The sequence below is a fragment of the Sulfuricurvum sp. genome, from assembly GCF_023229695.1.
Classification (GTDB): Bacteria; Campylobacterota; Campylobacteria; order Campylobacterales; family Sulfurimonadaceae; genus Sulfuricurvum.
This window is the reverse complement of the sequence record NZ_JALNYS010000018.1, coordinates 44,834-69,430: the sequence shown is the minus strand read 5'-3', so window position 1 is coordinate 69,430 and position 24,597 is coordinate 44,834. Positions and strand designations below refer to the sequence as shown.

Here is a 24,597-nt window from a genome sequence, read left to right as displayed (position 1 = left end):
TCGAAGGTTCGAATCCTTCTCTCACCACCATCTGCGGGAATAGCTCAGTTGGCTAGAGCGTCAGCCTTCCAAGCTGAATGTCGCGAGTTCGAGTCTCGTTTCCCGCTCCACTGGGAGCTGAAGTACATTTCGCAATACTACTTCATCAATTACCATAAAACTGTAAAATAGTTTTTAAGCTTCCAACACAACAAATGTATCATTATGCTCACGTGGCTCAGGGGTAGAGCACTTCCTTGGTAAGGAAGAGGTCGGCGGTTCAAATCCGCTCGTGAGCTCCAGTAATATTTTTTTGTTATAATTTGAAAGCTTGAAAGCTATTTCAGCTGTTTTTTGGTATAATTCCAATTTCATTTACAATTTCAGTCGGAGGACACAATGGCAAAAGAAAAGTTTACGCGTAATAAACCACACGTCAACATCGGTACAATCGGTCACGTTGACCACGGTAAAACTACGTTAACTGCAGCAATTACAGCGGTTCTTGCTACAAAAACGGGTGCGAAATTTATGGACTACGATCAAATCGACAACGCTCCTGAAGAGCGTGAGCGCGGTATTACGATCGCTACGTCACACGTTGAGTACGAAACTGAGAAACGTCACTATGCGCACGTTGACTGTCCTGGTCACGCCGACTATGTTAAAAACATGATTACCGGTGCTGCTCAAATGGACGGCGCAATTCTGGTTGTATCTGCAGCGGACGGCCCGATGCCACAAACACGTGAGCACATCCTTCTTTCTCGCCAAGTCGGTGTTCCATATATCGTTGTTTTCATGAACAAAGAAGACTTGGTAGATGATGAAGAACTTCTTGAACTTGTTGAGATGGAAATTCGTGAACTTCTTGATATGTACGATTTCCCGGGTGATGATACCCCTATCATCGCAGGATCTGCATACCAAGCGCTTGAAGAGGCAAAAAAAGGTATCATCGGTGACTGGGCTGCTAAAATCCTTAAATTGATGGATGCGGTTGATGAGTATATCCCTGAGCCGGTTCGTGAAACTGATAAAGATTTCTTGATGCCGGTAGAGGACGTTTTCTCAATCTCTGGTCGTGGAACCGTTGTAACGGGTCGTATCGAGCGTGGTACTATCAAAATCGGTGAAACGATCGAAATCGTCGGTATCCGTGATACACAAACAACTACCGTAACCGGTGTTGAGATGTTCCGTAAAGAGATGGAGATGGGTGAAGCAGGGGATAACTGCGGAATCTTGCTTCGTGGTACTAAGAAAGAAGATGTTGAACGCGGACAAGTTCTTTGTAAGCCTAAATCAATCAAACCTCATACAAAATTTGAGGCTGAAATTTACGTATTGAGCAAAGAAGAGGGTGGACGTCATACTCCATTCTTTAACGGCTACCGCCCACAATTCTATGTTCGTACAACTGACTGTACAGGTGCTATCACCTTGCAAGAAGGTACTGAAATGGTTATGCCTGGTGATAACGTAAAAATTATCGCTGAACTAATCCATCCGATCGCGATGGAAGAGGGTACTCGCTTCGCTATCCGTGAAGGTGGACGTACTGTCGGTGCTGGGGTTGTTTCTAAAATCCTTGCATAATTTTCCCCGGCTTCGAGCCGGACTATGAAGGTAAAGCATGCGCGAAAATATCCATTTAGCTTGTGAAAAATGCACACGTCGCAACTATCACACAACTAAAAATAAAAAAACTCACACTGAGAAATTCTCAGTTCGTAAATTTTGCAAATTCTGCCGTGAACATACCGTTCACAAAGAAGCAAAACTTTAATCAGTTCCCCTTCGGGGGTTTATAGGTCAGTAGCTCCAATGGTAGAGCGCCGGATTCCAAATCCGATGGTTGCGGGTTCGAATCCCCCCTGGCCTGCCACCCATTTTTGACTAATGATGCTTTAGAGCTTTATTCGTTGGAAATGTCCTAAGGATAAATGATGAAAAATACCGTAAATCAATATATTCGAAATGCTAAACTAGAATTAGCCAAAGTAATTTTTCCAACAAAACCGCAAGTTAAACAGGCTTTTATTGCCGTGGTTATTGTTGTTACTTTTGTTGTTCTCTTTTTAGCGTTGGTCGATTTGATCATGTCCTCAACTGTTTCAGCAATTTTGAATTAAGGAAAAAACATGGCGCATCGTTGGTACTCGATTCAAACTTATGCCGGTAGTGAGCGTAGTGTTAAAGCTGCTATTGAAAATATTATTACCGAGAACAATCTTCAAGATATTATAACAGATGTTATTGTACCGACAGAAGATGTGATCGAAGTGAAAAACGGTAAAAAGAAAATTTCTGAGCGTTCACTCTATTCAGGATATGTTTTCGCCAATATGGATCTTACAACGGATCTTCAGCATAGAATTCAGTCCCTACCGCGTGTTGCGGGTTTTATCGGTGAAGCGAACAAACCTACTCCGCTAAGTGAGAGTGATATTGAAGTGATTTTGGATCGTGTTACAAATCGCTCCGCACCAAAACCGAAAGTCTATTTTGACAATGGTGAGATGGTACGTATCGTTGATGGGCCGTTTGCAAACTTTACCGGTACTGTCGACGAGTATGATCTGGAACACGGTACATTAAAGTTAAACGTATCTATTTTCGGACGCAGCACACCTGTGGATATATCCTATTCACAAGTAGAAAAAATAATTTAATCTCAAAAAAAGGAAGCACAAATGGCAAAGAAAATTACGGGCTACATCAAGTTGCAAGTTAATGCCGGTGCGGCTAATCCGGCACCACCGGTAGGTCCTGCACTTGGTCAACGTGGTGTTAATATCATGGAATTTTGTAAGGCGTTCAACGAGCGTACAAAAGATAAGGCAGGTTTTAAACTCCCTGTTGTTATTACGGTATATGCAGACAAAACGTTCTCTTTTATCACAAAACAGCCTCCGGCGTCTGCTCTTATTATGAAAGCTGCCGGTCTTAAAAAAGGGACTGACAATCCGATGAAAAACAAAGTGGGTAAAATCACTAAAGCTCAATTGATGGAAATCGTTAAGCAAAAAATTCAAGACATGAACACAGATGACATCGATGCAGCTGCGGCTACTATCAGTGGTTCTGCACGTTCAATGGGTGTTGATATCGTAGATTAATTTCTACACTGCTCTTCGACCGCAAAGAGATTAAACCTTGCGGCAGATTCTAATATTGGAGAATTAAAATGGCTGGAAAACGCTATAAACAACTCAGTGAAAAAATTGATATGACAAAAAACTACTCAGTAGTCGAAGCTGCAACGTTCATTAGTGAACTTAAATCTGCAAAATTCGACGAAACAGTAGAAATTGCATTAAACTTAGGTGTTGACCCTCGTCATGCTGACCAAATGATCCGTGGTGCTGTTGTGCTTCCTCACGGTACAGGAAAAGTGGTTCGTGTGGCAGTTTTTGCAAAAGGGGCTAAGGTCGATGAAGCAAAAAATGCCGGTGCTGATATTGTAGGCGCCGAAGACCTTGTTGATATGATCAAAGCGGGTAATATGCCGTTTGATATCGTAGTTGCCGCACCGGATTGTATGGGTCTTGTAGGTCAAGTCGGACGTATCCTCGGACCAAAAGGGATGATGCCAAATCCTAAGACAGGGACGGTTACTGCCGATATTGCAAAAGCGGTCAGCAACGTAAAAGGCGGACAAGTTAACTTTCGTGTTGACAAAAAAGGGAACATCCATGCCGGTATCGGCAAGGTTAGTTTTGATGCGGATAAAATTGCAGAAAACATTAAAACATTTGTTGCTGCGATCAACCGTCTTAAACCGTCCACCGCAAAAGGGCGCTATATTAAAAACGGCGCACTTTCATTGACAATGAGCCCGGCAATTAAGTTCGATACCCAAGAGCTTCTTGATATCAGAGGCTAAATCTTATACCAAGGTGGAGGAGAAAATTTCCTCAGTCATTGAAAGTATACTTTATCTTATGGACTGAAGACAGTTGGGGGCTGAGCCTTAATCGGATTTTTCCGCCCCGCTTGAGGTTATGTCTGGAAAGGAGAATAAATGAATAAAACACAAAAATCTGAAATCGTAAATACACTTACTGAAGAGTTTAAATCGGCTAAATGTGTAGTTATGTGTGATTACCGTGGATTAAAAGTGTCTGAGCTTGAAGCGTTGCGTAAAATCGCACGAGGTAAAGATACCAAAGTTCAGGTAGTAAAAAACACATTGGCTACTATTGCGTTGAGTAATGCGGAAATGAAGGGTATCGACATTGTTGATACTAATATTTTTGTATGGGGAAATGATGCGATTGCTGCTTCTAAAACGGCTGTTGAATTCGCAAAAGCAAATGACAAATTTGTTATTCGCACTGCGTACATTGACGGCGAAGCGGCTGATGAGAATAAAGTTCGCACATTTGCAACCCTTCCAGGTCGTGAAGAATTGCTTGGTATGTTGGCATCCGTATGGATGGGACCTGTTCGCAATTTCACAATCGGCCTCGATGCGCTTAAGCGTAAAAAAGAAGAAGAAGCAGCGTAATTGCTGCTTTGAAAAACCGCTGATAGCAATGTCGGCATAAATTGGGCACTCCGCCGAGGAGAACCCAGTGTTAACGTAGCTAATCGGGACTTGTTCCGATAGCGTACAAAAATAAAATAAAAAATTCCATAGGAGAATACAATGGCTGTAACAAAAGAAGATGTTCTTGAGTTTATCTCAAACCTTTCAGTACTTGAGCTTTCTGAGCTTGTAAAAGAATTCGAAGAAAAATTTGGAGTATCTGCTCAACCGGTAGCTGTAGCAGGCGGTGCCGTAGCTGCTGTTGAAGTTGAAGAGCAAACTGAATTCGACGTAATCTTGAAAGATGGCGGAGAGAAAAAAATCAACGTTATTAAAGTTGTACGTGCTCTTACCGGTCTTGGTCTTAAAGAGGCAAAAGATGCTGTTGAAGGTGCACCAACTACTATCAAAGAAGGCGTTGCTAAAGACGTCGCCGAAGCAGCTAAGAAAGAGCTTGAAGAAGCCGGCGCAGCTGTCGAAATCAAATAATCATTTTATGATTCGGGGCTTTGTGCCCCACCTCTCACAGGGCACTTTAGCGAGTTGATTTTATCATCTTGCTAAAGTGCCCATACGTCGTTATAGGGTTGAGGACGCTCATCCCCCAGACTTTGCACTTATTATCCCGCTTGGGATTACATATTTCGATTGAGGTAGCCTATGTTAAACACTCTTCACTCCGGAAACCGCTTACGCGTTGATTTCGCGAAAACCCCCCAACAAATTGAAGTTCCGAACTTGTTACAACTTCAACAAAGTTCATACGAATCATTTTTGATGTTGGAACAAAAAGATCGCTCAAAAAGCGGTATTGAACGCGTTTTCCAATCGGTTTTCCCGATTCATGATTCTCAAAACCGTCTTTCGCTTGAATATCTCGGTTCTGAAGTTGGACGCCCAAAATACACCGTGCGCGAGTGTATGGAACGTGGATTGACCTATTCCGTCTCTTTACGTATGAAAACACGTCTTATGATTTGGGACCGTGACGAAAACACCAAAGAAAAAACCGGTGTAAAAGATATTAAAGAGCAAACGATTTTTATTCGTGACATCCCTTTAATGACCGATCGTACCTCTTTTATTATCAATGGTGTCGAACGTGTCGTCGTCAATCAGCTTCATCGAAGTCCGGGGGTAATTTTTAAAGAAGAAGAGTCAAGTACCGCCGGAAGTAAAATGATTTTTACAGGACAAATCATCCCTGACCGCGGCTCATGGCTCTATTTCGAATATGACCCGAAAGATATCCTTTACATGCGTATCAACAAACGCCGTAAAGTGCCGGTAACCATTATGTTCCGGGCACTGGGGTATAGTAAGCAAGACGTATTAAAAATGTTTTATCCGCTTCAAAAAATCCGTGTTGATGAAAATCGTTATCTGATGGATTTTGATCCGGAACATTTTGCTGGACGTTTAGGTTACGATCTTATTGATGCAGACGGGAAATTGCTTGTCGCTGCCGGAAAACGTCTTTCTGCAAAAAAAGCTGAAAAACTTTTACATGACGGTGTTAAAGCAATCCAATACCCTATTGAGACATTGATTGAGCGGCATTTGGCTGAACCGATCATTGACAGCTCAACGGGTGAAGTGATGTTTGACACGATGACGCAGATTGATGAAACTAAACTTAAAAAAATGCTCGAAGCTGGCGTTAACGAATTCATTATCGCCAATGACTTGGCTGAAGGGCACGATAGCGCAATTATCAACGCATTTATTGCTGATGCGGATTCTCTCAAACTTCTGAAACAAACGGAAGGGATTGAAGATGAAAATGATCTTGCCGCTGTTCGTATTTATAAAGTTATGCGTCCCGGTGAACCGGTTACCAAAGATGCGGCTAAAGTATTTGTTAATCAACTTTTCTTTGATCCGGAACGCTACGATTTGACCCGTGTCGGTCGTATGAAGATGAACCACAAACTCGGTTTAAACGTCCCTGAGTATGTAACGGTTTTGACCAACGAAGATATTATCAATACCGTCAAATACGTTATCAAAGTTAAAAACGGACAAGGGCACATCGATGACCGTGACCACCTGGGTAACCGACGTATCCGCTCGATCGGCGAATTGCTTGGGAACGAGTTGCACAACGGCCTTGTCAAGATGCAAAAAGCGATCAAAGATAAACTCTCAACGATGAGCGGACCGACAACGGAATTGATGCCGCACGATTTGATCAACTCAAAAATGATCACCTCGACCGTTATGGAATTTTTCAGCGGCGGGCAACTGTCTCAGTTTATGGACCAAACGAATCCTCTTTCAGAAGTGACCCATAAACGTCGTCTTTCTGCGCTTGGAGAAGGGGGACTGGTTAAAGAGCGTGCCGGATTTGAAGTACGTGACGTTCACCCGACCCATTACGGCCGTATTTGTCCGATTGAGACTCCGGAGGGTCAGAACATCGGTTTGATCAATACTTTGGCGACCTATTCGAAGGTTAACGAACACGGATTTATTGAAGCTCCGTATAACGTTGTCAAAGACGGTGTGGTGACAAGCGAAGTTGTTTACTTAACAGCAACGCAAGAAGAGGGTAAAGTGATTGCTGCTGCCTCTTCACGCTTGGATGAGAATGGAAATTTTCTTGATGATTTGGTAGAAACTCGCCAAGACGGTGAATATCCTCTCGTTTCGCCGAAAGCGTGTGAGCTGCGTGATTTGACGCCTCACATGGTTGTCGGTGTCGCGGCAAGTTTGATTCCGTTTCTTGAACACGACGATGCGAACCGTGCATTGATGGGTTCGAATATGCAGCGTCAAGCGGTTCCACTTCTGCGCCCTGAGGCACCTATGGTCGGTACGGGGGTAGAGAAATTAGTGGCACGTGATTCATGGGAATGTGTGAAAGTTGAACGCAGCGGTATTGTTGAGAAGGTAGATTCGAAACATATCTATATTATGGGCGAAGACGAAGAGGGTGCATTTATCGATTTTTACCCTTTACAAAAGAATTTGCGTACGAATCAAAATACGACTTTTTTGCAAAAGCCGATCGTTAAACAAGGGCAAGCGGTTACCAAAGGGCAAATTATTGCGGACGGTCCGAATATGGATCAAGGAGAATTGGCTCTTGGAATCAATGCCCTTGTCGCGTTTATGCCGTGGAACGGCTACAACTTTGAGGATGCGATTGTAATGTCGGAGCGGATGATCCGCGAGGATGCTTTTACCTCGGTTCATATTTATGAAAAAGAGGCGGAAGCACGTGAATTGAAGCACGGAGTCGAAGAGATCACCCGAGACATTCCGAATGTTCGTGATGACGAACTTGCCCATCTTGATGAGAGCGGTATTGTTAAAATCGGTACCTATGTCAAAGGGGGAATGATCCTTGTCGGTAAAGTTTCGCCGAAAGGTGAAGTAAAACCGACTCCGGAAGAGCGTTTACTCCGCGCTATTTTCGGAGAAAAAGCGGGTCACGTAGTCAACAAATCGCTCTACTGTACTCCAAGTATGGAAGGGGTAGTTGTTGATATCAAAGTGTTCACGAAAAAAGGTTACGACAAAGATCCGCGAACTCTTGAGATTGAAAAGCACGAACGTGATGAGTTGGAACGTGAACATTATGACCGTTTATTGATGATCGATAAAGAAGAGATGTTACGAATCGTTTCACTTCTGACGAAGCAGCCTCTTGTTAGCGATGTCAGCATTAACGCAAATGAATATAAAGCAGGCGAAAACGTCAAAGCGGATGATCTAAAAGAGGTTAACCGTTTTGCCATGAATAATATCGTCAAATCGTTTGCGGATGATGTTCAAGAAAAATACAACCAAACCAAAAACCATTTTCAGAAAGAGAAGAAGAAGTTTCGTGACGAACACGAAGAGAAGCTTTCAATTTTGGAAAAAGACGACATTCTTCCTAACGGCGTAGTTAAATACGTCAAAGTATACATTGCAACCAAGCGTAAACTTAAAGTCGGGGATAAAATGGCGGGTCGGCACGGGAACAAAGGTATCGTCTCTACGATCGTTCCTCAAGTTGACATGCCGTATATGGCAAACGGCCGTTCGGTTGACGTATGTTTGAACCCGCTTGGGGTTCCGTCTCGTATGAACATCGGGCAAATTCTTGAGATGCACCTCGGTATGGTCGGAAAAGAGCTTGGATACCAAATTCAGGATATCTTTGAAGCAAAACAAAAAGAGTTTATTAGTGAATTGCGCGCTAAAATGATTTCATTTGCTGACGTAGCGGGGCTCATGGATGCTGCAAATGCTATCGGAGCTATGGATGATGCGACACTTCTTGGATATGCACAGGATTGGTCCAAAGGGGTTAAATTTGCGACTCCGATCTTCGAAGGGGTAAATTCAGAAGAGTTTGCCAAATTGTTTGAACTGGCAAAACTCGACAACGACGGGAAAATGGAGCTGTACGACGGTAAAACCGGAGATAAGCTCAAAGAGCGTGTCAATGTCGGTTATATGTATATGTTGAAACTTCACCACTTGGTTGATGAGAAAGTACACGCCCGTTCAACCGGGCCTTACTCTCTGGTTACCCAGCAGCCGGTCGGCGGTAAAGCCCTCTTCGGCGGACAACGTTTCGGAGAGATGGAGGTTTGGGCGCTTGAAGCGTACGGTGCTTCCGCCGTTCTTAAAGAGATGTTGACCATTAAATCGGATGATGTAGACGGACGTGTCCGTGCCTATAAAGCACTTACAAAAGGTGAGAGCGTTCCGGCATCAGGTATCCCTGAAACCCTGTTCGTATTAACGAAAGAGCTTCAATCATTGGCGCTCGATATTGACATTTTTGACGAGGTAGATGACAATGAGTAAATTAGTACCGGTTACCATAACAGAAGAGAATCGTCCAAAAGACATTAAGCAGCTTCAGTTTCGCCTTGCGTCTCCAGAGAAAATTCTCTCTTGGAGCCATGGTGAGGTTAAGAAACCTGAAACGATCAACTACCGTACCCTTAAACCGGAACGGGATGGATTGTTTTGTGCCAAAATTTTCGGACCGGTTCGTGATTACGAATGTCTGTGCGGAAAATACAAAAAAATGCGCTATAAAGGCGTTGTGTGTGAAAAATGCGGCGTAGAAGTAACGACATCCAAAGTACGCCGTGTCCGTATGGGGCACATCGATTTGGTGACTCCGGTTGCTCATATCTGGTATGTCAGTTCACTTCCAAGCCGTATCGGTACTTTACTCGGTGTCAAGATGAAAGATCTTGAACGCGTATTGTATTACGAAGCGTACATTGTTAAACGTGGCGGAGAGTCGTATTATGACGGCGAACAAACTTCACCGGTACTAAAATACGATGTATTGAATGAAGAGCAATGCCGTACCCTTATGCAACGTTACTCGGATACCGGTTTTGTAGCGGAGATGGGTGGACAAGCGATTCGTGATCTTTTGGATGAGCTGGATTTAGTGGATCTTTTCTCTGCGCTTAAAGAAGAGGTAGCCAAAACCAATTCCGAAGCAAAACGTAAAATGATCGTAAAACGGCTTAAAGTTATCGAATCGTTTTTGAACTCGGGGAACAATCCTGCGTGGATGATGTTGACGGCACTTCCGGTATTGCCACCTGAACTTCGTCCGTTGGTCAGCCTTGACGGCGGGAAATTCGCGGTATCGGATGTCAATGACCTCTATCGCCGTGTAATCAACCGTAACCAGCGTTTGAAACGTCTTATCGAACTTGAAGCGCCGGAGATCATTGTCCGTAACGAAAAGCGTATGCTTCAAGAAGCGGTGGACGCGCTGTTTGACAACGGCCGACGCGCGAATGCGGTTAAAGGGGCGAATAAGCGCCCGTTGAAATCTCTCTCTGAGATCATCAAAGGGAAGCAGGGGCGCTTCCGTCAGAATCTTCTCGGTAAACGGGTTGACTTCTCCGGACGTTCGGTTATCGTTGTCGGACCAAGCCTTCGTATGGATCAATGCGGATTGCCGAAATTGATGGCGTTGGAACTTTTCAAACCCCATTTGATTGCAAAACTCGAAGATAAAGGGTATGCAACCACCGTGAAAGCGGCGAAAAAAATGATCGAAGAGAAAACCAACGAAGTTTGGGAGTGTCTTGCTGAGATCGTTGAGGGTTATCCGATTATGCTCAACCGTGCACCGACGTTGCATAAACTTTCGATTCAGGCGTTTCACCCGAAACTCATCGACGGTAAAGCGATCCAATTGCACCCTCTCGTCTGTGCGGCGTTCAATGCAGACTTTGACGGTGACCAAATGGCCGTTCACGTTCCGCTGGGTGCAGAAGCGATTGCCGAATGTAAAGTATTGATGCTCTCTTCAATGAACATCTTGCTCCCTGCGTCGGGTAAAGCGATTGCGACACCGTCACAGGATATGGTTTTGGGTCTTTATTACCTATCATTGGGTAAAAATGATGTGAAGGGTTCGAATAAACTTTTCAGCAACGTGGATGAAGTGATGATCGCTCTTGAACATGATGCGCTTGACCTTCATGCGAAAGTTCGTACCCGTGTCGATGGACGTATGATCCATACAACAGCGGGTCGTATGATTTTCAAATCGATTCTGCCGGATTTTGTTCCGGTAGAGCTTTGGAACGTTGTTATGAAAAAGAAGAATATCTCAATTCTTGTTGATTATGTCAATAAGCACGGTGGTCTGAGTGTAACGGCGAGTTTTCTGGATGATTTGAAAAATCTCGGTTTTAAATACGCAACCAAATCAGGGGTGTCGATCTCTATTGCAGATATCATTATTCCGGAAATGAAAGCTCCGTTGATCATTGCGTCGAAAAACCGTGTTAAAGAGATCCAAAAACAGTTTGAAGCGGGTCTTTTGACCGAGCAGGAACGCTATAATAAAATCATTGACGTCTGGACCGATACGAACAATACGGTTGCCGGCGGTATGATGGAGTTGATTCAAAATGACAAATCCGGTTTTAACTCGATCTTTATGATGGCGGACTCAGGGGCGCGGGGATCTGCGGCACAGATCCGACAGCTTGCCGGTATGCGTGGTTTGATGGCAAAACCGGACGGTTCAATCATCGAAACGCCGATTATTTCAAACTTTAAAGAGGGTCTAAACGTCCTTGAATACTTTATTTCAACCCACGGTGCCCGTAAAGGTCTCGCGGATACCGCTCTTAAAACAGCGAATGCGGGGTATTTGACCCGTAAACTGGTCGACGTTGCACAAAACGTGAAAATTATTGAGCACGATTGCGGTACCCATGAGGGGATCGAATTGACCGATATTTCAGTCGGTAATGAATTGATTGAACCGTTGGAAGACCGTATCTACGGGCGCGTGTTGGCGGAAGATGCGATTGACCCGATCACCAACGAGATCCTCTATTCCGAGGGGACTTTGATTGATGAGATCAAAGCGGCTAAAATCGTTGAAGCAGGGATTAAAACGGCTCAAATTCGTACTCCGATGACCTGTAAATCGGAAAAAGGGGTTTGTGCATTATGTTACGGACTAAACCTTGGGACCGGCGATATTGTCAAAAAAGGGGAAGCGGTCGGAATCGTTGCTGCCCAGTCGATCGGGGAACCGGGGACACAGTTGACACTTCGTACGTTCCACGTTGGGGGAACGGCGTCAAGTACCCGTGAAGAGCGTCAGGTTATCGTAACCAAAGAGGGTTTTATCCGTTATTACAACATGAAAACCTACCTCTCCAAAGAGGGGAAACATATTGTCGCGAATCGACGTAATGCGGCTATCTTGCTGGTTGAACCGAAAATCAAGGCCCCTTTTTCGGGATCCATTGAGATTCAAACCATTCACGATGAAGTTATCATCAGTGTTAAAGGGGAAAGCAAAACAGCCCGTTACACGTTACGTAAAAATGAAGTTGCAAAACCGAATGAACTTGCCGGTGTCAGCGGTAAAATCGAAGGGAAGTTTTATCTTCCGTATGAAAACGGTACAATGGTAAAAGAGGATGAGTCGATCGTTGAGACGATCAAAGACGGATGGAACGTCCCTAACCGTATTCCGTATGCATCTGAGATACAGGTCAAAGACGGTGCCCCGATTACTCAGAAAATTTATGCCAAAGAGAAAGGGACGGTTAAATACTACCTTCTTAAAGGGGATTACCTTGAGCGTCACCATGAGATTGCAAAAGGGTACAACGTTGAAGTGAAAGGGCTGTTTGCCGTTGTTGCCGACAGCGAAGAACGTGAAGCGATTCGTCACTATATTGCTCGCGGTTCGATTATAGAAGTGAATGATGATGAAGCGGTCAAAGCGGATACGTTGATCGCGAAACCTCTGAAAGAGGAATCGATTATTATCGCTGAGTGGGACCCGTATTCCAATCCGATTATTTCGGAAACGGACGGTGTTATCACGTTTGAAGACATCATTCCGGGTGTTACGGCATCTGAGCAGTTTGATGAGCTGACCGGAAAAACCCGTTTGATGATTAACGAATACGTAGCCCCTGAATATAAGCCGTCGATTGTCCTTGCCGCAGCAGACGGATCTATTATCCGTTATGCGGTTGAGCCGAAAACAGCGATTTTCGCACAAGACCGTGCCGACGTTAAAGTGGCCGATATCTTGGCACGTACGCCAAAAGCACTTCAAAAATCGCGCGACATTACCGGGGGTCTTCCACGGGTTTCTGAGCTTTTCGAAGCACGTAAACCTAAAGAGATCGCGTTGATCGCAGAACTCGACGGTGTGGTCAGTTTCGGTAAACCGCTTCGCGGAAAAGAGCGTATTTTGATCACCTCTGAAAACGGAATGGTTAAAGAGTATTTTGTTGATAAAAATCTCTCCATCCTGGTTCATACCGGAGAGTTTGTACACTCCGGTGAGCGTTTGACGGATGGTATTGTCAGTTCACATGAAATCTTGAGAATTTTGGGTGTTAAAGCATTATACAACTTCTTAGTCAGTGAAGTGCAGCAGGTTTATCGCCGTCAAGGGGTTAATATCGCGGATAAACACATCGAGGTAATTTTTACCCAGATGTTGCGTCAGATCAAAATTTTACGCTCCGGTGATACAAAATTCATCGAAGGTGATGTCGTCTCCAAAGCGCAGTTCAAAGTTGAGAACGAAAAGATTCTTCGCCTCGGCGGAGAACCGGCAATTGCCGAACCGTATCTTGTGGGTATCACCCGCGCTGCGGTCAGTGCCGATTCGATCATCTCAGCCGCATCGTTCCAAGACACGACCAAAGTCTTGACCGAAGCGGCCGTTGCAGCGAAAATCGATGACCTGACCGATCTTAAAGAGAACGTCATCATCGGTCGTACGATCCCGGTCGGTACCGGTATCTACAAAGACCAAACGATTATGTTTAACGAGTAAAAGTTTTACCCGCAGGGGGCATAATGCCCTCAGCGGAAAGTTCACACACTTTGGTGTCCTTTTTATTTATCTGCTTTCATCTCTCCTTCAATTTAAAACTTCCTTAAAATAAGCTATTTTTAATCAATAAACAGGTAATATTGCGCGTTTATTAGTCCCCTATGGGTGGATTAAAATTCTACTGGAACATTTCAACAAAGGAGATTGTGTGCCAACAATCAACCAACTTATTCGTAAAGAGCGACAAGCGGTAGTGAAAAAATCAAAATCACCCGCTTTGGTGTCATGCCCACAACGTCGTGGTGTATGTACTCGTGTATATACTACAACCCCTAAAAAACCGAACTCGGCGCTTCGTAAAGTTGCTAAAGTACGTTTGACATCCGGGTTTGAAGTTATTAGTTATATCGGCGGTGAGGGTCACAACTTGCAAGAGCACTCTATCGTTCTTGTTCGCGGCGGCCGTGTAAAAGACTTACCGGGGGTTAAATACCATATCGTACGTGGTGCATTGGATACAGCGGGTGTTAAAGACCGTAAAGTATCTCGTTCTAAATACGGTACGAAAAAAGCTAAGGCTAAAAAATAGTCAAATAGTCAGACAAGATTCGGTTTTTGACGACCGTTTTTTGAGTAAATGAAATAACATTGAAGGAAACATTATGAGAAGAAGAAAAGCGCCCGTTCGCGAAATTATGCCTGACCCGGTTCACGGATCAAAAGTATTGACCAAGTTTATCAACAAAATCATGTGGGACGGAAAAAAAAGCACCGCAGAGAAAATTATGTACGGTGCTCTTGATATTATCGGTTCACGTGGTGAAAAAACCGGTATTGAAGTATTTAATGCAGCCATCGATAACATCAAACCGGTCATCGAAGTGAAAAGCCGCCGTGTGGGTGGAGCGACCTACCAAGTTCCAGTAGAAGTACGCCCTGTTCGCCAGCTTTCACTTGCAATCCGTTGGTTGACGGATGCCGCGCGTAAACGTAATGAACGTACTATGGCTGAACGTCTTGCAAACGAATTGATGGATGCTGCCAACGATAAAGGGTCATCATTCAAACGTAAAGAGGATACTTACAAAATGGCAGAAGCGAATAAAGCGTTCGCTCACTATCGCTGGTAAGAATCCCATTTTGGTTAGAACGCAACCGGAGCTAAGCCCCGGTTGCTGCGCTAGCCGCTAAGGCACTAAAGCTTGCCTCATACTGAGGCAGATTTTTAGGGCGTAACCTTTTGATAACCCGCTTGGGTTATCATTCCCCTATCCACTTTAAACTCTATTAAGGGCTATTATCATGGCAAGATCCCATAAACTAGAAGACGTTAGAAACATCGGTATCGCCGCTCACATCGACGCGGGAAAAACGACCACAACGGAACGTATCTTGTTCTACACCGGTGTATCACACAAAATCGGTGAAGTTCACGAAGGTGCAGCAACTATGGACTGGATGGAGCAAGAGCAAGAACGTGGTATTACCATTACCTCTGCGGCGACTACCTGTGAATGGAACGGCAAACAAATCAACATCATCGACACTCCGGGCCACGTTGACTTCACCATTGAAGTTGAGCGTTCCATGCGTGTACTTGATGGTGCTGTAGCGGTATTCTGTGCGGTTGGCGGGGTTCAACCGCAATCAGAAACAGTATGGCGTCAAGCAAACCGTTACGGGGTTCCTCGTATGGTTTTCGTTAATAAAATGGACCGTACCGGTGCTGATTTCTACAACGTAGAAGAGCAAATCCGTGCGCGCCTTAAAGCCAACCCAATCGCCATTCAACTTCCGATCGGTGCTGAAGATCAGTTTAAAGGGATCATCGATCTCGTTAAAATGAAAGCAATCCTTTGGGACGAAGATGCAGCGATGGGTTCAAACTATCATGAAGCAGAAATTCCAGCGGATATGGTGGAAATTGCCGATAAATACCGTGCCCAAATGATGGAAGCGGCTGCTGAGGGTGACGATACTTTGATGGAGAAATTCTTCGAAGAGGGCGAACTTAGCAACGAAGAGATCATGCGCGGGATCAAAGCCGGATGTCTTAAAATGGAAATCATCCCTATGACATGCGGAACGGCGTTTAAAAACAAAGGGGTTCAGACGCTTCTGGACGCGGTTGTTGATTACCTACCGTCACCTTTGGAAGTTGCGGCTATCAAAGGGACCATGGAAGACGATGAAGAGGTTGAAGTGGATGTTGAATCAACAGACGATGCTCCATTCGCCGGTCTTGCGTTCAAAATTATGACCGACCCATTCGTCGGACAGCTCACTTTCGTACGTGTGTACCGTGGTGTTCTTGAATCAGGTACCTATGCTTATAACACCATCAAAGGTAAAAAAGAGCGTATCGGACGTATCGTTAAGATGCACGCGAACAAACGTGAAGAGATCAAATCTCTCTATGCGGGTGAAATCGGTGCGGTTGTAGGTCTTAAAGATACAACGACTGGTGATACGCTATGTGATGAGCGCGAACGTCTAGTACTAGAGCGTATGCACTTCCCTGAGCCGGTTATCTCGGTTGCGGTTGAGCCTAAAACCAAAGTAGACCAAGAAAAAATGGGTATCGCGTTAGCAAAACTGGCGGCAGAAGATCCATCGTTCCGTGTTCACACCGACGAAGAGACAGGCCAAACGATCATCAGCGGAATGGGTGAGCTTCACCTTGAAATCCTTGTTGACCGAATGTTTCGTGAATTTAAAGTCGAAGCGGAAGTCGGAGCTCCTCAGGTTGCGTACCGTGAATCTATCCGTAACGAAGTGAACCAAGAGTACAAGTACGCGAAACAATCCGGTGGACGCGGACAGTTCGGTCACATCTATATTCGTGTCAAGCCGGGCGTTGCCGGTACCGGTTACATCTTCCACAACGAAATTAAAGGGGGGGTTATTCCAAAAGAGTACGTTCCTGCCGTTGAAAAAGGGTGTAAAGAAGCAATGCAAAAAGGGGTTCTCGCCGGTTATCCGATCGAGGACATCGAAGTAGCATTGTATGACGGATCTTACCATGAGGTTGACTCCTCTGAGATGGCGTTTAAACTCGCTGCATCTATGGGATTCAAAGAGGCTTGCCGTAAAGCAAACCCTGCGATCCTTGAGCCGATGATGAAAGTCGAAGTTGAAGTTCCTGAGAACTTCATGGGTGACGTTATCGGCGACCTTAACCGCCGTCGCGGACAAGTCAACAATATGGGTGACCGTTCCGGTAACAAAATCGTTGATGCGTTCGTACCGTTGTCTGAAATGTTCGGTTACTCAACCGACCTTCGTTCAGCGACACAGGGTCGTGCAAGCTACTCTATGGAATTCGATCACTACGAAGAGGTTCCACGTAACGTTGCCGATGAGATCATCAAAAAGCGTAACAGCTAATTTTCCCCACTCCGTGCGCCTCGGCGCACGCTTTACTTTTATTCCTCTTTTTTTTTCCGAATCCGATATAATTAAATTATGATAAAAATTAACATTTTGATTCTCCTCTTTTTACTGGCAGGTGAAGTAATTGTGTATGCAAAGCAGAGCGTCTCGATAGGTGTTTTGGCGCATAAAAACTTCAGTGAGACGGAAAGTATGTGGAATCCTACCGCCTTGTATCTGAATGAAAAAATTCCCGAATACGAGTTTCACATTCTCCCTTTGCGATTTGAGGAGTTCCCCCTCTATTTGCGAGATAACAAAATCGATTTTGTTGTTACCAACTCTGCGTATTATGTCGAATTGGAAAACCGATTCGGTATTTCCCGAATCGCGACATTGAAAAATAGGGGTCTCGACGGAAACGCCCAAACCCAGTTCGGCGGGGTGATTTTTACCAAAGCTTCCAATACGGAGATATCTTCTTTAGAGGATATGGTCGGCAAGCAAATCGCCGCTGTCAATCCGGACTCTTTCGGAGGCTGGATTATGGCATTACGGGAATTGAAAGGGGACAATTTAAGCCTGAATCAGTTCACCGTAACCTTTTACGGAACGCATGAGGCGGTCGTATATGCGGTACAAAGCGGCAAAGCCGATGCCGGAACGGTCCGAACCGATACATTGGAACGGATGGATAAAGAGAATAAAATTGAGATCGACGATTTTACCGTGATCAATCCAAAAAAGCACCCGGCCTTTTTCTATCAGTGCAGTACCGCTCTGTACCCGGAGTGGCCGTTTGCGACAACCCGGCATACATCCGGACAATTGGCCGAAAAAGTAGCCATTGCATTGATATCGATGCCGGAACACTCCGAAGCGGCGCTGAAATCCAAGAGTGCCGGATGGACAATACCGTTAGATTACCAAAGTATCCATGAGTGTCTAAAAGAGCTTGAACTTGGCCCTTACGCACAGCTCAAAAAAGCGGCTATTTCCTATTTTGTCAAAAAATACGGGGTTTATATTTTGATCGGAACCGTGTTGCTTCTGGTATCGCTGATTGTGTTGTCTTACATTGCTAAAGTCAATGGCCGTCTCCGAGAGGCTAAAAGGGTTTTAAACAACCTTAATCGATCGCTGGAGGAGAAGATTGCGGAAAAGACACGGCATCTTTACGACAAAAGTGCGAAACTGGAAGAGGCCTATCTGAATGAAAAATACCTCAGGAGTATTCTGCGTACGGTGGCGGATATCAATCAGATGCTGATTACAACCCGTTCCAAAGAGGAGCTGATAGAAAAAGCTACGCTGTGTCTGAGTTCAAATGAGGCCTTTAAGAGTGCAAAAATATCGATTGTGGAGGATGGGGTGCTAGTGGTTGGCGCCGCATACGGTGTTGTAGAGGATAACAGTGTGACCGATATCGACCGTCTCGCTTTTGATGAGGGGAAAAATATTATGATTACCTCTTTTGATGAGAAAGTACCTTCTGATTGCAAAAATAAAGCCGAGTACTACAAGATTACGGCGATGTATGCCCTCTTGCTGAAACGAAGTAACTACGGTGATCCTATGGGAGTATTGACGATTTGTACAGCGCATCGCTACGGGTTTAGCGCAGAAGAGCAAAATATGCTTGAAGAGCTCGCAGGCGATATCGGATTTGCCCTTCATTCTTTTTCCCAGCATGAGCAAATCAGCCTGCTGAACGAAGAACGGCTTAAAAACTACCAGAACTTTATCGATGCTCTCGTCAATATGATTGAACAGCGCGATACGTATACGGCAGGGCATACGCAACGGGTAGCCCATTATGCCGAGTTGATAGCCCGGGAGATGGAGTTGCCTGAGAAAGAGATTCAGAGGCTGGTGGAGGCGGCAAAACTGCACGATATCGGAAAAGTGGTTACCCCCGATTCTATTTTGCTCAAGCCGGGACATCTGAGCGTATTGGAGTATGAACTGATCAAGGAGCATGTTGCGGCAGGGTACAAGGTCCTTTCCACCGTCAATTTTTATCAGGAAATGGCACAGGTTATGCTGGATCATCATGAACGTTACGACGGAAGCGGTTATCCGAAGGGGAAAAAAGGGGGTGAAATTCCACTTTTGGGTTCTATTCTTGCGGTGGCCGATTCCTTTGACGCGATGACGACCAACCGTATTTATAAACCGAGAAAAGAGGTCGCGGAATCATTGATCGAGCTGAACGCGTTGAGCGGAAAAATGTATCATCCGGCCGTCGTCAATGCCGCTTCGAAAGTTCTCAGCGGTATCACGATCGATGCTTCTATCAGTCAGTTCGGGAGCAGTGCTTTGGAAGAGGAGCGGCTCAGTTATTTTTTTAAAGACAAATTGACCAAACTTTATAATGAAGATTATTTTACGATGACGCTGAACGGCCGTTCGGAACATGCTAAACCCGAAACGCTCTGTATCGTTTCGCTGGTTGATTTTCATCACTTCAATAAAAGGTACGGATGGGAAAAAGGGAATGAGCTCATTGCTCTATTTGCAGCCTATTTGTCCGAGAAGCTCCCTGAATATATGATCTTCCGATTGTGGGGGGATCATTTTGCGATAGCAGATTTTAATGGGGATATTGAGGCGATATTGGCAAAATCGCCGTTAAACGAAAAGGGCGTTGCCGCCAAAACAAAAATGATCGTCACAATCCCCGATAATTTAGAGGATTTGATGCACAACGAAACAACCGGTAATGGAATAAACACTCCGTTAGCGGAATAAACGGCACTTCACTCCAAAAGTTCACGCTTACTTCACCCTTGGACCCATATGCTTTGGCCAGTATCAACGCCGCATTGATTATTTACCCTGTTTCACCTCTTTGAGTTTTTGCAAGAACCCCTCTGCCGTTGCACCGCCCACCATCATCCGTCCGATTTGTTTGCCGTTGGAACCCAAAAAATAATAGGTCGGGGTACCGAACACCGCATAGCCGTATTTGTCGGGATGGAGTTCGACATCGATTTCGATAGAGACATAAAAGCTTTTGACGTATTCGGCAACTTCGTCGTTTTCATAGACGCTTTTTTTCATGATGTTGCACATTTTGCAGGTTTTTTTCGAGAACATCAGCATCACGATTTTGTGCTCATTTTTGGCCTGAGCCAACCCCTGCTCATACGAAGGGGCCCAATCGAGTTCGGCAAAGAGTGAACTGCTGATGAGAAGGAGGGCTAAGAGGACTTTTTTCATTTTGTCTCCAATGTTTTAATATGGGTGATAAAGCTTTGCGGATCTTTATACCCGATAAGATCACCACCTTGGATCAATTTTCCGCTCTCATTGAAAAAGATCATTGCCGGGGGGCCGAAAAGGTTGAACCGTTTGGTCAGCGCTTTTTCGCTATCACTGTCGGCGGTAACGTCGGCACGTACCAAAACGTAATGATTCAGTGATTGTATCACAGCAGGGTCTTTGAAGGTGATTTCATCGAGCTCTTTGCAGGCAGTGCACCAATCGGCGTAGAAATCGAGCATCACTTTTTTCCCTTTGTTCTCGGCCAATAGCGCATCGAGCTCTTCGGAAGAGTGGATCGTTTTAAATTCTAAGGGGGTAGCTGCTTTTTCGCTCACAGGAGCGAGGGGATTTGTCTCCCCTTTGATTGCACCGTAAAAGAGAATCAGCCCATAGGCGAGCATCAAAATTCCAATCCCTTTGAGAAACGGCTTTATCCCTTTATGATTGCCTTGCAGCGATTCGAGTGCACCCAAATAGATCGAGATAATAATCAAAAATGCCGCCCAAAGGAGCATGGTAAGTGAAGGGTGGAGGATACGGCTAAGCATCCAGATCGCAATAGAAAGCATCACGACGCCGAAGATATGCGATACCGTGTCCATCCATCCGCCGGGACGAGGCATGTATTTACCCGCACCTGTTCCGATAAGCAGCAATGGAATTCCCATCCCGATACTGAGGACGAAGAGTGCCGCACCGCCGAGGAGCGCATCGCCGCTTTGACCGATGTAAACGAGTGCTCCGGCAAGAGGAGGAGCAACGCAAGGTCCGACGATCAGTGCGGATAAGAAGCCCATGATTGCGACCCCGAGGTAGCCCCCTTTGGAACTTGCCTTTTCGGAAGATTTGGTGAGGCGGGTTTGCCATGATGAGGGGAGCCCGATTTTAAAGTATCCGAACATCGAAACGGCAAGACCTGCAAAGAGGAGTGCAAACGTTGAAATAACCCACGGGTTCTGCATCGCGATTTGGATATTTCCGCCGAATAGTCCCGCCAATATGCCTGCAATCGTATAGGCGACCGACATCGAGAGGACATAGACGAGGGAGAGGATGAAGCCTCGGCGTGCACTCATATTTTTCCCTTGCGCCACGATGATCGATGAGAGGATCGGAATCATCGGAAAAATACACGGTGTTAGGGAAAGGAGCAGACCGAAGGTAAAAAAGGTCACAAGGATAAGCGGTACGTTCCCCTCGATAAACGTTTGGGTAATTTGATCGGTTTCAGAGACGGTAATCGGGCTTTTTCCCCCGCTGGAAACTGTGGTTTTTAGGGGTGCTTTATCGCTCTCTTTTAAGAGGAGTTTAGAGGTTTCGATATCAAAAGCAAAGGTGGATTTCATCGGCTCATAGCATAGCCCCTGCTCAGAACATCCCTGATAGCCGATCACGAGGGTGATCGGGACGATATCGCTCATCTCTTTGGTTTTTACCAGAGGGATATCAAAGGTGAGTGAAGCAGTGTACACTTTTTCGCCGTCATGATCGATGGCTTCGGGGAGGACGAGACGATCAACTTCGATACCGCTCTTTGTTTCCAGAACTTTAGCGGTGATTTTGGAGCGGTAGAGATAGATATCCTTTCCCAACTCTATGGTCGCCGATACAGTGCATCGCTTTTTCATATGGGCCGAAGCTTTGAACGCCTCTTCGGGCATTAAGAATGCAGGTTCGGCAAATATCAGGGTATTGAAAAACAATACAAAAAATAGAAAATATTTCATGCGACTCATTTATCCTTTTTTAAAACGTTAATACTTTATCGCTCTGTATGACCCAATCGGCGAGAATCTGCATCGTGGATGAAACGCTCTCATCGAAATAGGGCTGATTTTTGAAAAGTCCGCAGCGGGCATTGCACGTACCGCACGCTTGGAGGGCTACCCCATCCTGATACAGCTTTTTGAGCATATCGACCAGATCGTGATCGTAGCTCTCAGGCTTTTGGATGATGTCTCGGGCGAGATCGACGGCATCGTTCATCAAAAAGATATTGACTCCCTCACCGCTTTTGTGGAGTGTTTTAGCCAGACGCAGAGCATTCCACGTCACATCCGAACCGTCGTAGGGTTGGTGATTGAGGATAATAGTGGTCATTCGGTACCCCTTATTGCTCTTTCGTGAGCAGTGTTACCCCTAAGCCTGTTTCAATCGGGTAACCCTCTTGGGCCCAACCTTTGAGACCCCCTTTGAGGTTGGTTGCATTGACATAGCCTAGCTTTTTAAGTGTTTGAGCGGCTAATGCCCCTCGGCTGCCGCCACGGCAATAGGTGACGATGAGGGCATTTTTGTCTTTGATTTTATTGAGCACTTCAAACTCAAGATTTCCACGCGTTATTGCCAACATATTTGAAGCGTAAATTTCACCCTCCGCACGCTGATTCTCTTCGCGCACGTCCATGACGATCACTTTTTTTTCAGCGTCCAACATCTCTTTGAGCTGTTTTGGTGCCATCTCTCCGGCCTCTTGTTTTGCCACACTGATCAGTTTTTCGGACTCTGCTTGTCCGGCTATCAAGGATGAGCCTGTGAGTAAGCTCACTATCAAAAGGATCTCTTTCAATTTCATAATCCAACCTCCGAATTTGTATTTATGTTATTAGCTAAATAGCTAAGTAATTTGTATGGTACAATACTCTTACTGAATTTGTCAAGGATTGCAATGCTCGATATGGATCAAAAATTAAAAATTTTTAAAGCGCTCAGCAACGAGACCCGCTTTTTGATTTTCAAAAATGTTTTTACCGGAGGGTATACTTGCTCACTCGATAAAAAACAGCCGGGTGTAGAGGTAAACCCTATTGCGACATGTGTCAGTACCGTAGCGGAACATTTTAACTTTTCCCTTCCGACTATTTCAGCGCATATCAAAGAGCTCAAAGAGGCGAAAATTATCACCGTAGAGAAAAAGGGAAATAAAGTGTATATCGAACCCAATATTGAGACAATCCGTGAGATGGCGGGGTGTTTTACGACATTGGTGAAAAATTTTGATGATAATCGGGAATTGTTTTTTGGGGATAATCTTACGATCTAATATTACTCACTTTCCGGGCAAAGCCCGGAAAGTGGCGGGGACGGCCCAGCCGGCACTTCATGCATCGGCCGGGTTCCAAAGCTAAAAAAGCCAAGCAGTTGGCTTTTTTGACGCTTTTCACCCCTGCATCCTCCTGAAGCTACCCGCATCTTTCGGATGCGGGAGATTACTAACCTTTTCGCACTTGTTTAGACAAGGTGCGTAAGGTCAGTTACTACTTTTTAGCCATTTTTTTCTGAGAATTTAGCCTCAACAATTTAGAGCTCATTTTTGGGAAGTTAACGTAAAAAATACATAATGTGTTCAGCAGCAGAATCGGACATTTGCAAGGTTACGATTTGCATAATTCTCTCCATATCGGCACTTCATCCTCTTCCGGTCTCCCTACCAGTTCCAGAGAGGGGGTGTAGTCGGTTTTGTAGGCCAGACTTTGACACCCCTCGACATAATAGCCCAAATAGATCCATTTGAGATTGAGCCGTTTGGCAAATTCGATCTGCTGCAGCAGGGTATAGCGCCCCAAAGAGTAGGAGGGGTACTCGGGATCGTAATAGCAGTAGAGCGAACTGATCCCCTCTTCGAGAATATCGATCAAATCAACGGCAATCAGTTTATCGCCCTCAAAATAGAGGACTTCGTATCCGAAATCTCCATGTCCCTGTACAAAAGAGGCGTAGTAATTTTTCGGATCGCTTTTCGGGGGATCCCATGCGCGGGTATGGTGTTTGTAGGTATGGTAGCGATGAAACAAATCCAGATGTTCACGGGTGAGGGTAGGATGGCGTATAACGGTCGTCAAATGGCTATTTTTCCGTAGAATACGCCGTTCGGATTTACGGTAGAGGTAATGCTTCGCATCGATTTTAAGACTTTCACAGGCACGGCAATCGCTGCAGATCGGACGGAAATACATGGAGCCAAATCGCCGCCATCCCCGTAGTATCAGCGCTTCACACTGTATTTTCGTACACTCCCGGATCACTTTGTAATGGATGGTTTGGGAATTACCCGAAATGTAGGAGCACGGCTCATGAAGAGCGCACTCTTTTAAAACAGTATTATGCATGATCTCTGCCTCTGGAAGAGGCAAGCTTGAGT

The 24,597-nt window shown here is 45.1% G+C and carries 20 protein-coding genes and 3 tRNA genes; 18 read left to right on the top strand and 5 right to left on the bottom strand.

Going from position 1 to position 24,597, the window contains the following annotated elements; all coding sequences use genetic code 11:
• Positions 1-33: 33 nt before the first annotated feature.
• The 17 genes from M0P91_RS12660 to M0P91_RS12580 all read left to right on the top strand — a co-directional run bounded on the left by M0P91_RS12660 (position 34) and on the right by M0P91_RS12580 (position 19,943).
• Positions 34-110 (top strand) — tRNA-Gly (locus M0P91_RS12660).
• A gap of 96 nt (positions 111-206) precedes the next feature.
• Positions 207-281: transfer RNA gene (locus tag M0P91_RS12655), tRNA-Thr, on the top strand.
• A gap of 97 nt (positions 282-378) precedes the next feature.
• Entirely contained in the window at positions 379-1,578 is a 1,200-nt protein-coding gene (tuf, locus tag M0P91_RS12650; RefSeq protein ID WP_295068034.1) for an elongation factor Tu, read from the top strand.
• Positions 1,579-1,615: 37 nt separating this feature from the next.
• Positions 1,616-1,768, top strand: coding sequence for a 50S ribosomal protein L33 (gene rpmG, locus M0P91_RS12645; protein ID WP_013461134.1), 153 nt, complete (start codon positions 1,616-1,618; stop codon positions 1,766-1,768).
• A 23-nt stretch (positions 1,769-1,791) separates the two neighbouring features.
• Positions 1,792-1,867: transfer RNA gene (locus M0P91_RS12640), tRNA-Trp, on the top strand.
• A 61-nt stretch (positions 1,868-1,928) separates the two neighbouring features.
• Positions 1,929-2,114 carry a preprotein translocase subunit SecE gene (gene secE / locus M0P91_RS12635; RefSeq protein ID WP_295068031.1) on the top strand — a complete coding sequence of 62 codons (186 nt, stop codon included), beginning with the start codon at positions 1,929-1,931 and terminating at the stop codon, positions 2,112-2,114.
• 9 nt (positions 2,115-2,123) lie between these two features.
• On the top strand, positions 2,124-2,654 hold the full coding sequence (gene nusG, locus M0P91_RS12630) for a transcription termination/antitermination protein NusG (RefSeq protein WP_295068029.1): 531 nt from the start codon (positions 2,124-2,126) through the stop codon (positions 2,652-2,654).
• A 21-nt stretch (positions 2,655-2,675) separates the two neighbouring features.
• Complete coding sequence (rplK, locus tag M0P91_RS12625; protein WP_295068027.1) at positions 2,676-3,101, top strand: 50S ribosomal protein L11; 426 nt, start codon at positions 2,676-2,678, stop codon at positions 3,099-3,101.
• A gap of 68 nt (positions 3,102-3,169) precedes the next feature.
• On the top strand, positions 3,170-3,868 hold the full coding sequence (gene rplA / locus M0P91_RS12620) for a 50S ribosomal protein L1 (RefSeq protein WP_295068025.1): 699 nt from the start codon (positions 3,170-3,172) through the stop codon (positions 3,866-3,868).
• Between the two features lie 138 nt (positions 3,869-4,006).
• Entirely contained in the window at positions 4,007-4,492 is a 486-nt protein-coding gene (gene rplJ, locus M0P91_RS12615) for a 50S ribosomal protein L10 (protein ID WP_295068022.1), read from the top strand.
• 141 nt (positions 4,493-4,633) lie between these two features.
• On the top strand, positions 4,634-5,002 hold the full coding sequence (gene rplL, locus M0P91_RS12610; RefSeq protein WP_295068019.1) for a 50S ribosomal protein L7/L12: 369 nt from the start codon (positions 4,634-4,636) through the stop codon (positions 5,000-5,002).
• Between the two features lie 171 nt (positions 5,003-5,173).
• Entirely contained in the window at positions 5,174-9,319 is a 4,146-nt protein-coding gene (gene rpoB / locus M0P91_RS12605; protein ID WP_295068016.1) for a DNA-directed RNA polymerase subunit beta, read from the top strand.
• Positions 9,312-13,820 carry a DNA-directed RNA polymerase subunit beta' gene (gene rpoC / locus M0P91_RS12600; RefSeq protein ID WP_295068013.1) on the top strand — a complete coding sequence of 1,503 codons (4,509 nt, stop codon included), beginning with the start codon at positions 9,312-9,314 and terminating at the stop codon, positions 13,818-13,820. Before rpoB ends, rpoC begins: the two co-directional genes overlap by 8 nt.
• Positions 13,821-14,028: 208 nt before the next feature.
• On the top strand, positions 14,029-14,409 hold the full coding sequence (gene rpsL, locus M0P91_RS12595; protein WP_013461125.1) for a 30S ribosomal protein S12: 381 nt from the start codon (positions 14,029-14,031) through the stop codon (positions 14,407-14,409).
• A 73-nt stretch (positions 14,410-14,482) separates the two neighbouring features.
• A complete protein-coding gene (gene rpsG, locus M0P91_RS12590; RefSeq protein ID WP_295068010.1) occupies positions 14,483-14,950 on the top strand; it encodes a 30S ribosomal protein S7 in 468 nt (155 codons plus the stop codon).
• 172 nt (positions 14,951-15,122) lie between these two features.
• Positions 15,123-17,207, top strand: a complete 2,085-nt coding sequence (gene fusA, locus M0P91_RS12585) for an elongation factor G (protein ID WP_295068007.1) — start codon at positions 15,123-15,125, stop codon at positions 17,205-17,207.
• Between the two features lie 78 nt (positions 17,208-17,285).
• Positions 17,286-19,943 carry an HD domain-containing phosphohydrolase gene (locus M0P91_RS12580; protein ID WP_295068005.1) on the top strand — a complete coding sequence of 886 codons (2,658 nt, stop codon included), beginning with the start codon at positions 17,286-17,288 and terminating at the stop codon, positions 19,941-19,943.
• A gap of 78 nt (positions 19,944-20,021) precedes the next feature.
• Here M0P91_RS12580 and M0P91_RS12575 read toward each other — a convergent pair whose 3' ends face one another.
• From M0P91_RS12575 to M0P91_RS12560, 4 genes are read right to left on the bottom strand one after another with little or no spacing between them, the layout of a single operon-like run.
• The gene (locus M0P91_RS12575; RefSeq protein WP_295068003.1) at positions 20,022-20,414 is read right to left on the bottom strand and encodes a DUF255 domain-containing protein; all 393 of its coding nucleotides are present in this window, start codon (positions 20,412-20,414) and stop codon (positions 20,022-20,024) included.
• A complete protein-coding gene (gene dsbD / locus M0P91_RS12570; protein WP_295068000.1) occupies positions 20,411-22,186 on the bottom strand; it encodes a protein-disulfide reductase DsbD in 1,776 nt (591 codons plus the stop codon). Before dsbD ends, M0P91_RS12575 begins: the two co-directional genes overlap by 4 nt.
• Positions 22,187-22,205: 19 nt before the next feature.
• The gene (locus M0P91_RS12565) at positions 22,206-22,559 is read right to left on the bottom strand and encodes a DsrE family protein (RefSeq protein WP_295067997.1); all 354 of its coding nucleotides are present in this window, start codon (positions 22,557-22,559) and stop codon (positions 22,206-22,208) included.
• A 10-nt stretch (positions 22,560-22,569) separates the two neighbouring features.
• Positions 22,570-23,031, bottom strand: a complete 462-nt coding sequence (locus tag M0P91_RS12560) for a rhodanese-like domain-containing protein (RefSeq protein ID WP_295067994.1) — start codon at positions 23,029-23,031, stop codon at positions 22,570-22,572.
• 93 nt (positions 23,032-23,124) lie between these two features.
• Between M0P91_RS12560 and M0P91_RS12555 the strand changes: the two genes are divergently transcribed.
• A complete protein-coding gene (locus M0P91_RS12555) occupies positions 23,125-23,499 on the top strand; it encodes a helix-turn-helix transcriptional regulator (RefSeq protein WP_295067991.1) in 375 nt (124 codons plus the stop codon).
• 331 nt (positions 23,500-23,830) lie between these two features.
• On the opposite strand, the gene M0P91_RS12550 is transcribed toward M0P91_RS12555, so the two are convergent.
• Positions 23,831-24,565 (bottom strand): arginyltransferase, encoded by a 735-nt coding sequence (locus tag M0P91_RS12550; protein ID WP_295067988.1) that lies wholly within the window; start codon positions 24,563-24,565, stop codon positions 23,831-23,833.
• Between the last annotated feature and the right edge of the window lie 32 nt (positions 24,566-24,597).

What these genes read in the sequence shown, in the direction of transcription:
- rpoB (WP_295068016.1), top strand. Translation starts at nt 5,174, where the DNA reads ATGTTAAACACTCTTCACTCCGGAAACCGCTTACGCGTTGATTTCGCG.
- M0P91_RS12555 (WP_295067991.1), top strand. Translation starts at nt 23,125, where the DNA reads ATGCTCGATATGGATCAAAAATTAAAAATTTTTAAAGCGCTCAGCAAC.
- fusA (WP_295068007.1), top strand. Translation starts at nt 15,123, where the DNA reads ATGGCAAGATCCCATAAACTAGAAGACGTTAGAAACATCGGTATCGCC.
- rplA (WP_295068025.1), top strand. Translation starts at nt 3,170, where the DNA reads ATGGCTGGAAAACGCTATAAACAACTCAGTGAAAAAATTGATATGACA.
- rpsG (WP_295068010.1), top strand. Translation starts at nt 14,483, where the DNA reads ATGAGAAGAAGAAAAGCGCCCGTTCGCGAAATTATGCCTGACCCGGTT.
- rpmG (WP_013461134.1), top strand. Translation starts at nt 1,616, where the DNA reads ATGCGCGAAAATATCCATTTAGCTTGTGAAAAATGCACACGTCGCAAC.
- tuf (WP_295068034.1), top strand. Translation starts at nt 379, where the DNA reads ATGGCAAAAGAAAAGTTTACGCGTAATAAACCACACGTCAACATCGGT.
- M0P91_RS12550 (WP_295067988.1), bottom strand. Translation starts at nt 24,565, where the DNA reads ATGCATAATACTGTTTTAAAAGAGTGCGCTCTTCATGAGCCGTGCTCC.
- rpoC (WP_295068013.1), top strand. Translation starts at nt 9,312, where the DNA reads ATGAGTAAATTAGTACCGGTTACCATAACAGAAGAGAATCGTCCAAAA.
- M0P91_RS12560 (WP_295067994.1), bottom strand. Translation starts at nt 23,031, where the DNA reads ATGAAATTGAAAGAGATCCTTTTGATAGTGAGCTTACTCACAGGCTCA.
- rplJ (WP_295068022.1), top strand. Translation starts at nt 4,007, where the DNA reads ATGAATAAAACACAAAAATCTGAAATCGTAAATACACTTACTGAAGAG.
- rplK (WP_295068027.1), top strand. Translation starts at nt 2,676, where the DNA reads ATGGCAAAGAAAATTACGGGCTACATCAAGTTGCAAGTTAATGCCGGT.
- M0P91_RS12565 (WP_295067997.1), bottom strand. Translation starts at nt 22,559, where the DNA reads ATGACCACTATTATCCTCAATCACCAACCCTACGACGGTTCGGATGTG.
- secE (WP_295068031.1), top strand. Translation starts at nt 1,929, where the DNA reads ATGAAAAATACCGTAAATCAATATATTCGAAATGCTAAACTAGAATTA.
- nusG (WP_295068029.1), top strand. Translation starts at nt 2,124, where the DNA reads ATGGCGCATCGTTGGTACTCGATTCAAACTTATGCCGGTAGTGAGCGT.
- dsbD (WP_295068000.1), bottom strand. Translation starts at nt 22,186, where the DNA reads ATGAAATATTTTCTATTTTTTGTATTGTTTTTCAATACCCTGATATTT.
- M0P91_RS12580 (WP_295068005.1), top strand. Translation starts at nt 17,286, where the DNA reads ATGATAAAAATTAACATTTTGATTCTCCTCTTTTTACTGGCAGGTGAA.
- M0P91_RS12575 (WP_295068003.1), bottom strand. Translation starts at nt 20,414, where the DNA reads ATGAAAAAAGTCCTCTTAGCCCTCCTTCTCATCAGCAGTTCACTCTTT.
- rplL (WP_295068019.1), top strand. Translation starts at nt 4,634, where the DNA reads ATGGCTGTAACAAAAGAAGATGTTCTTGAGTTTATCTCAAACCTTTCA.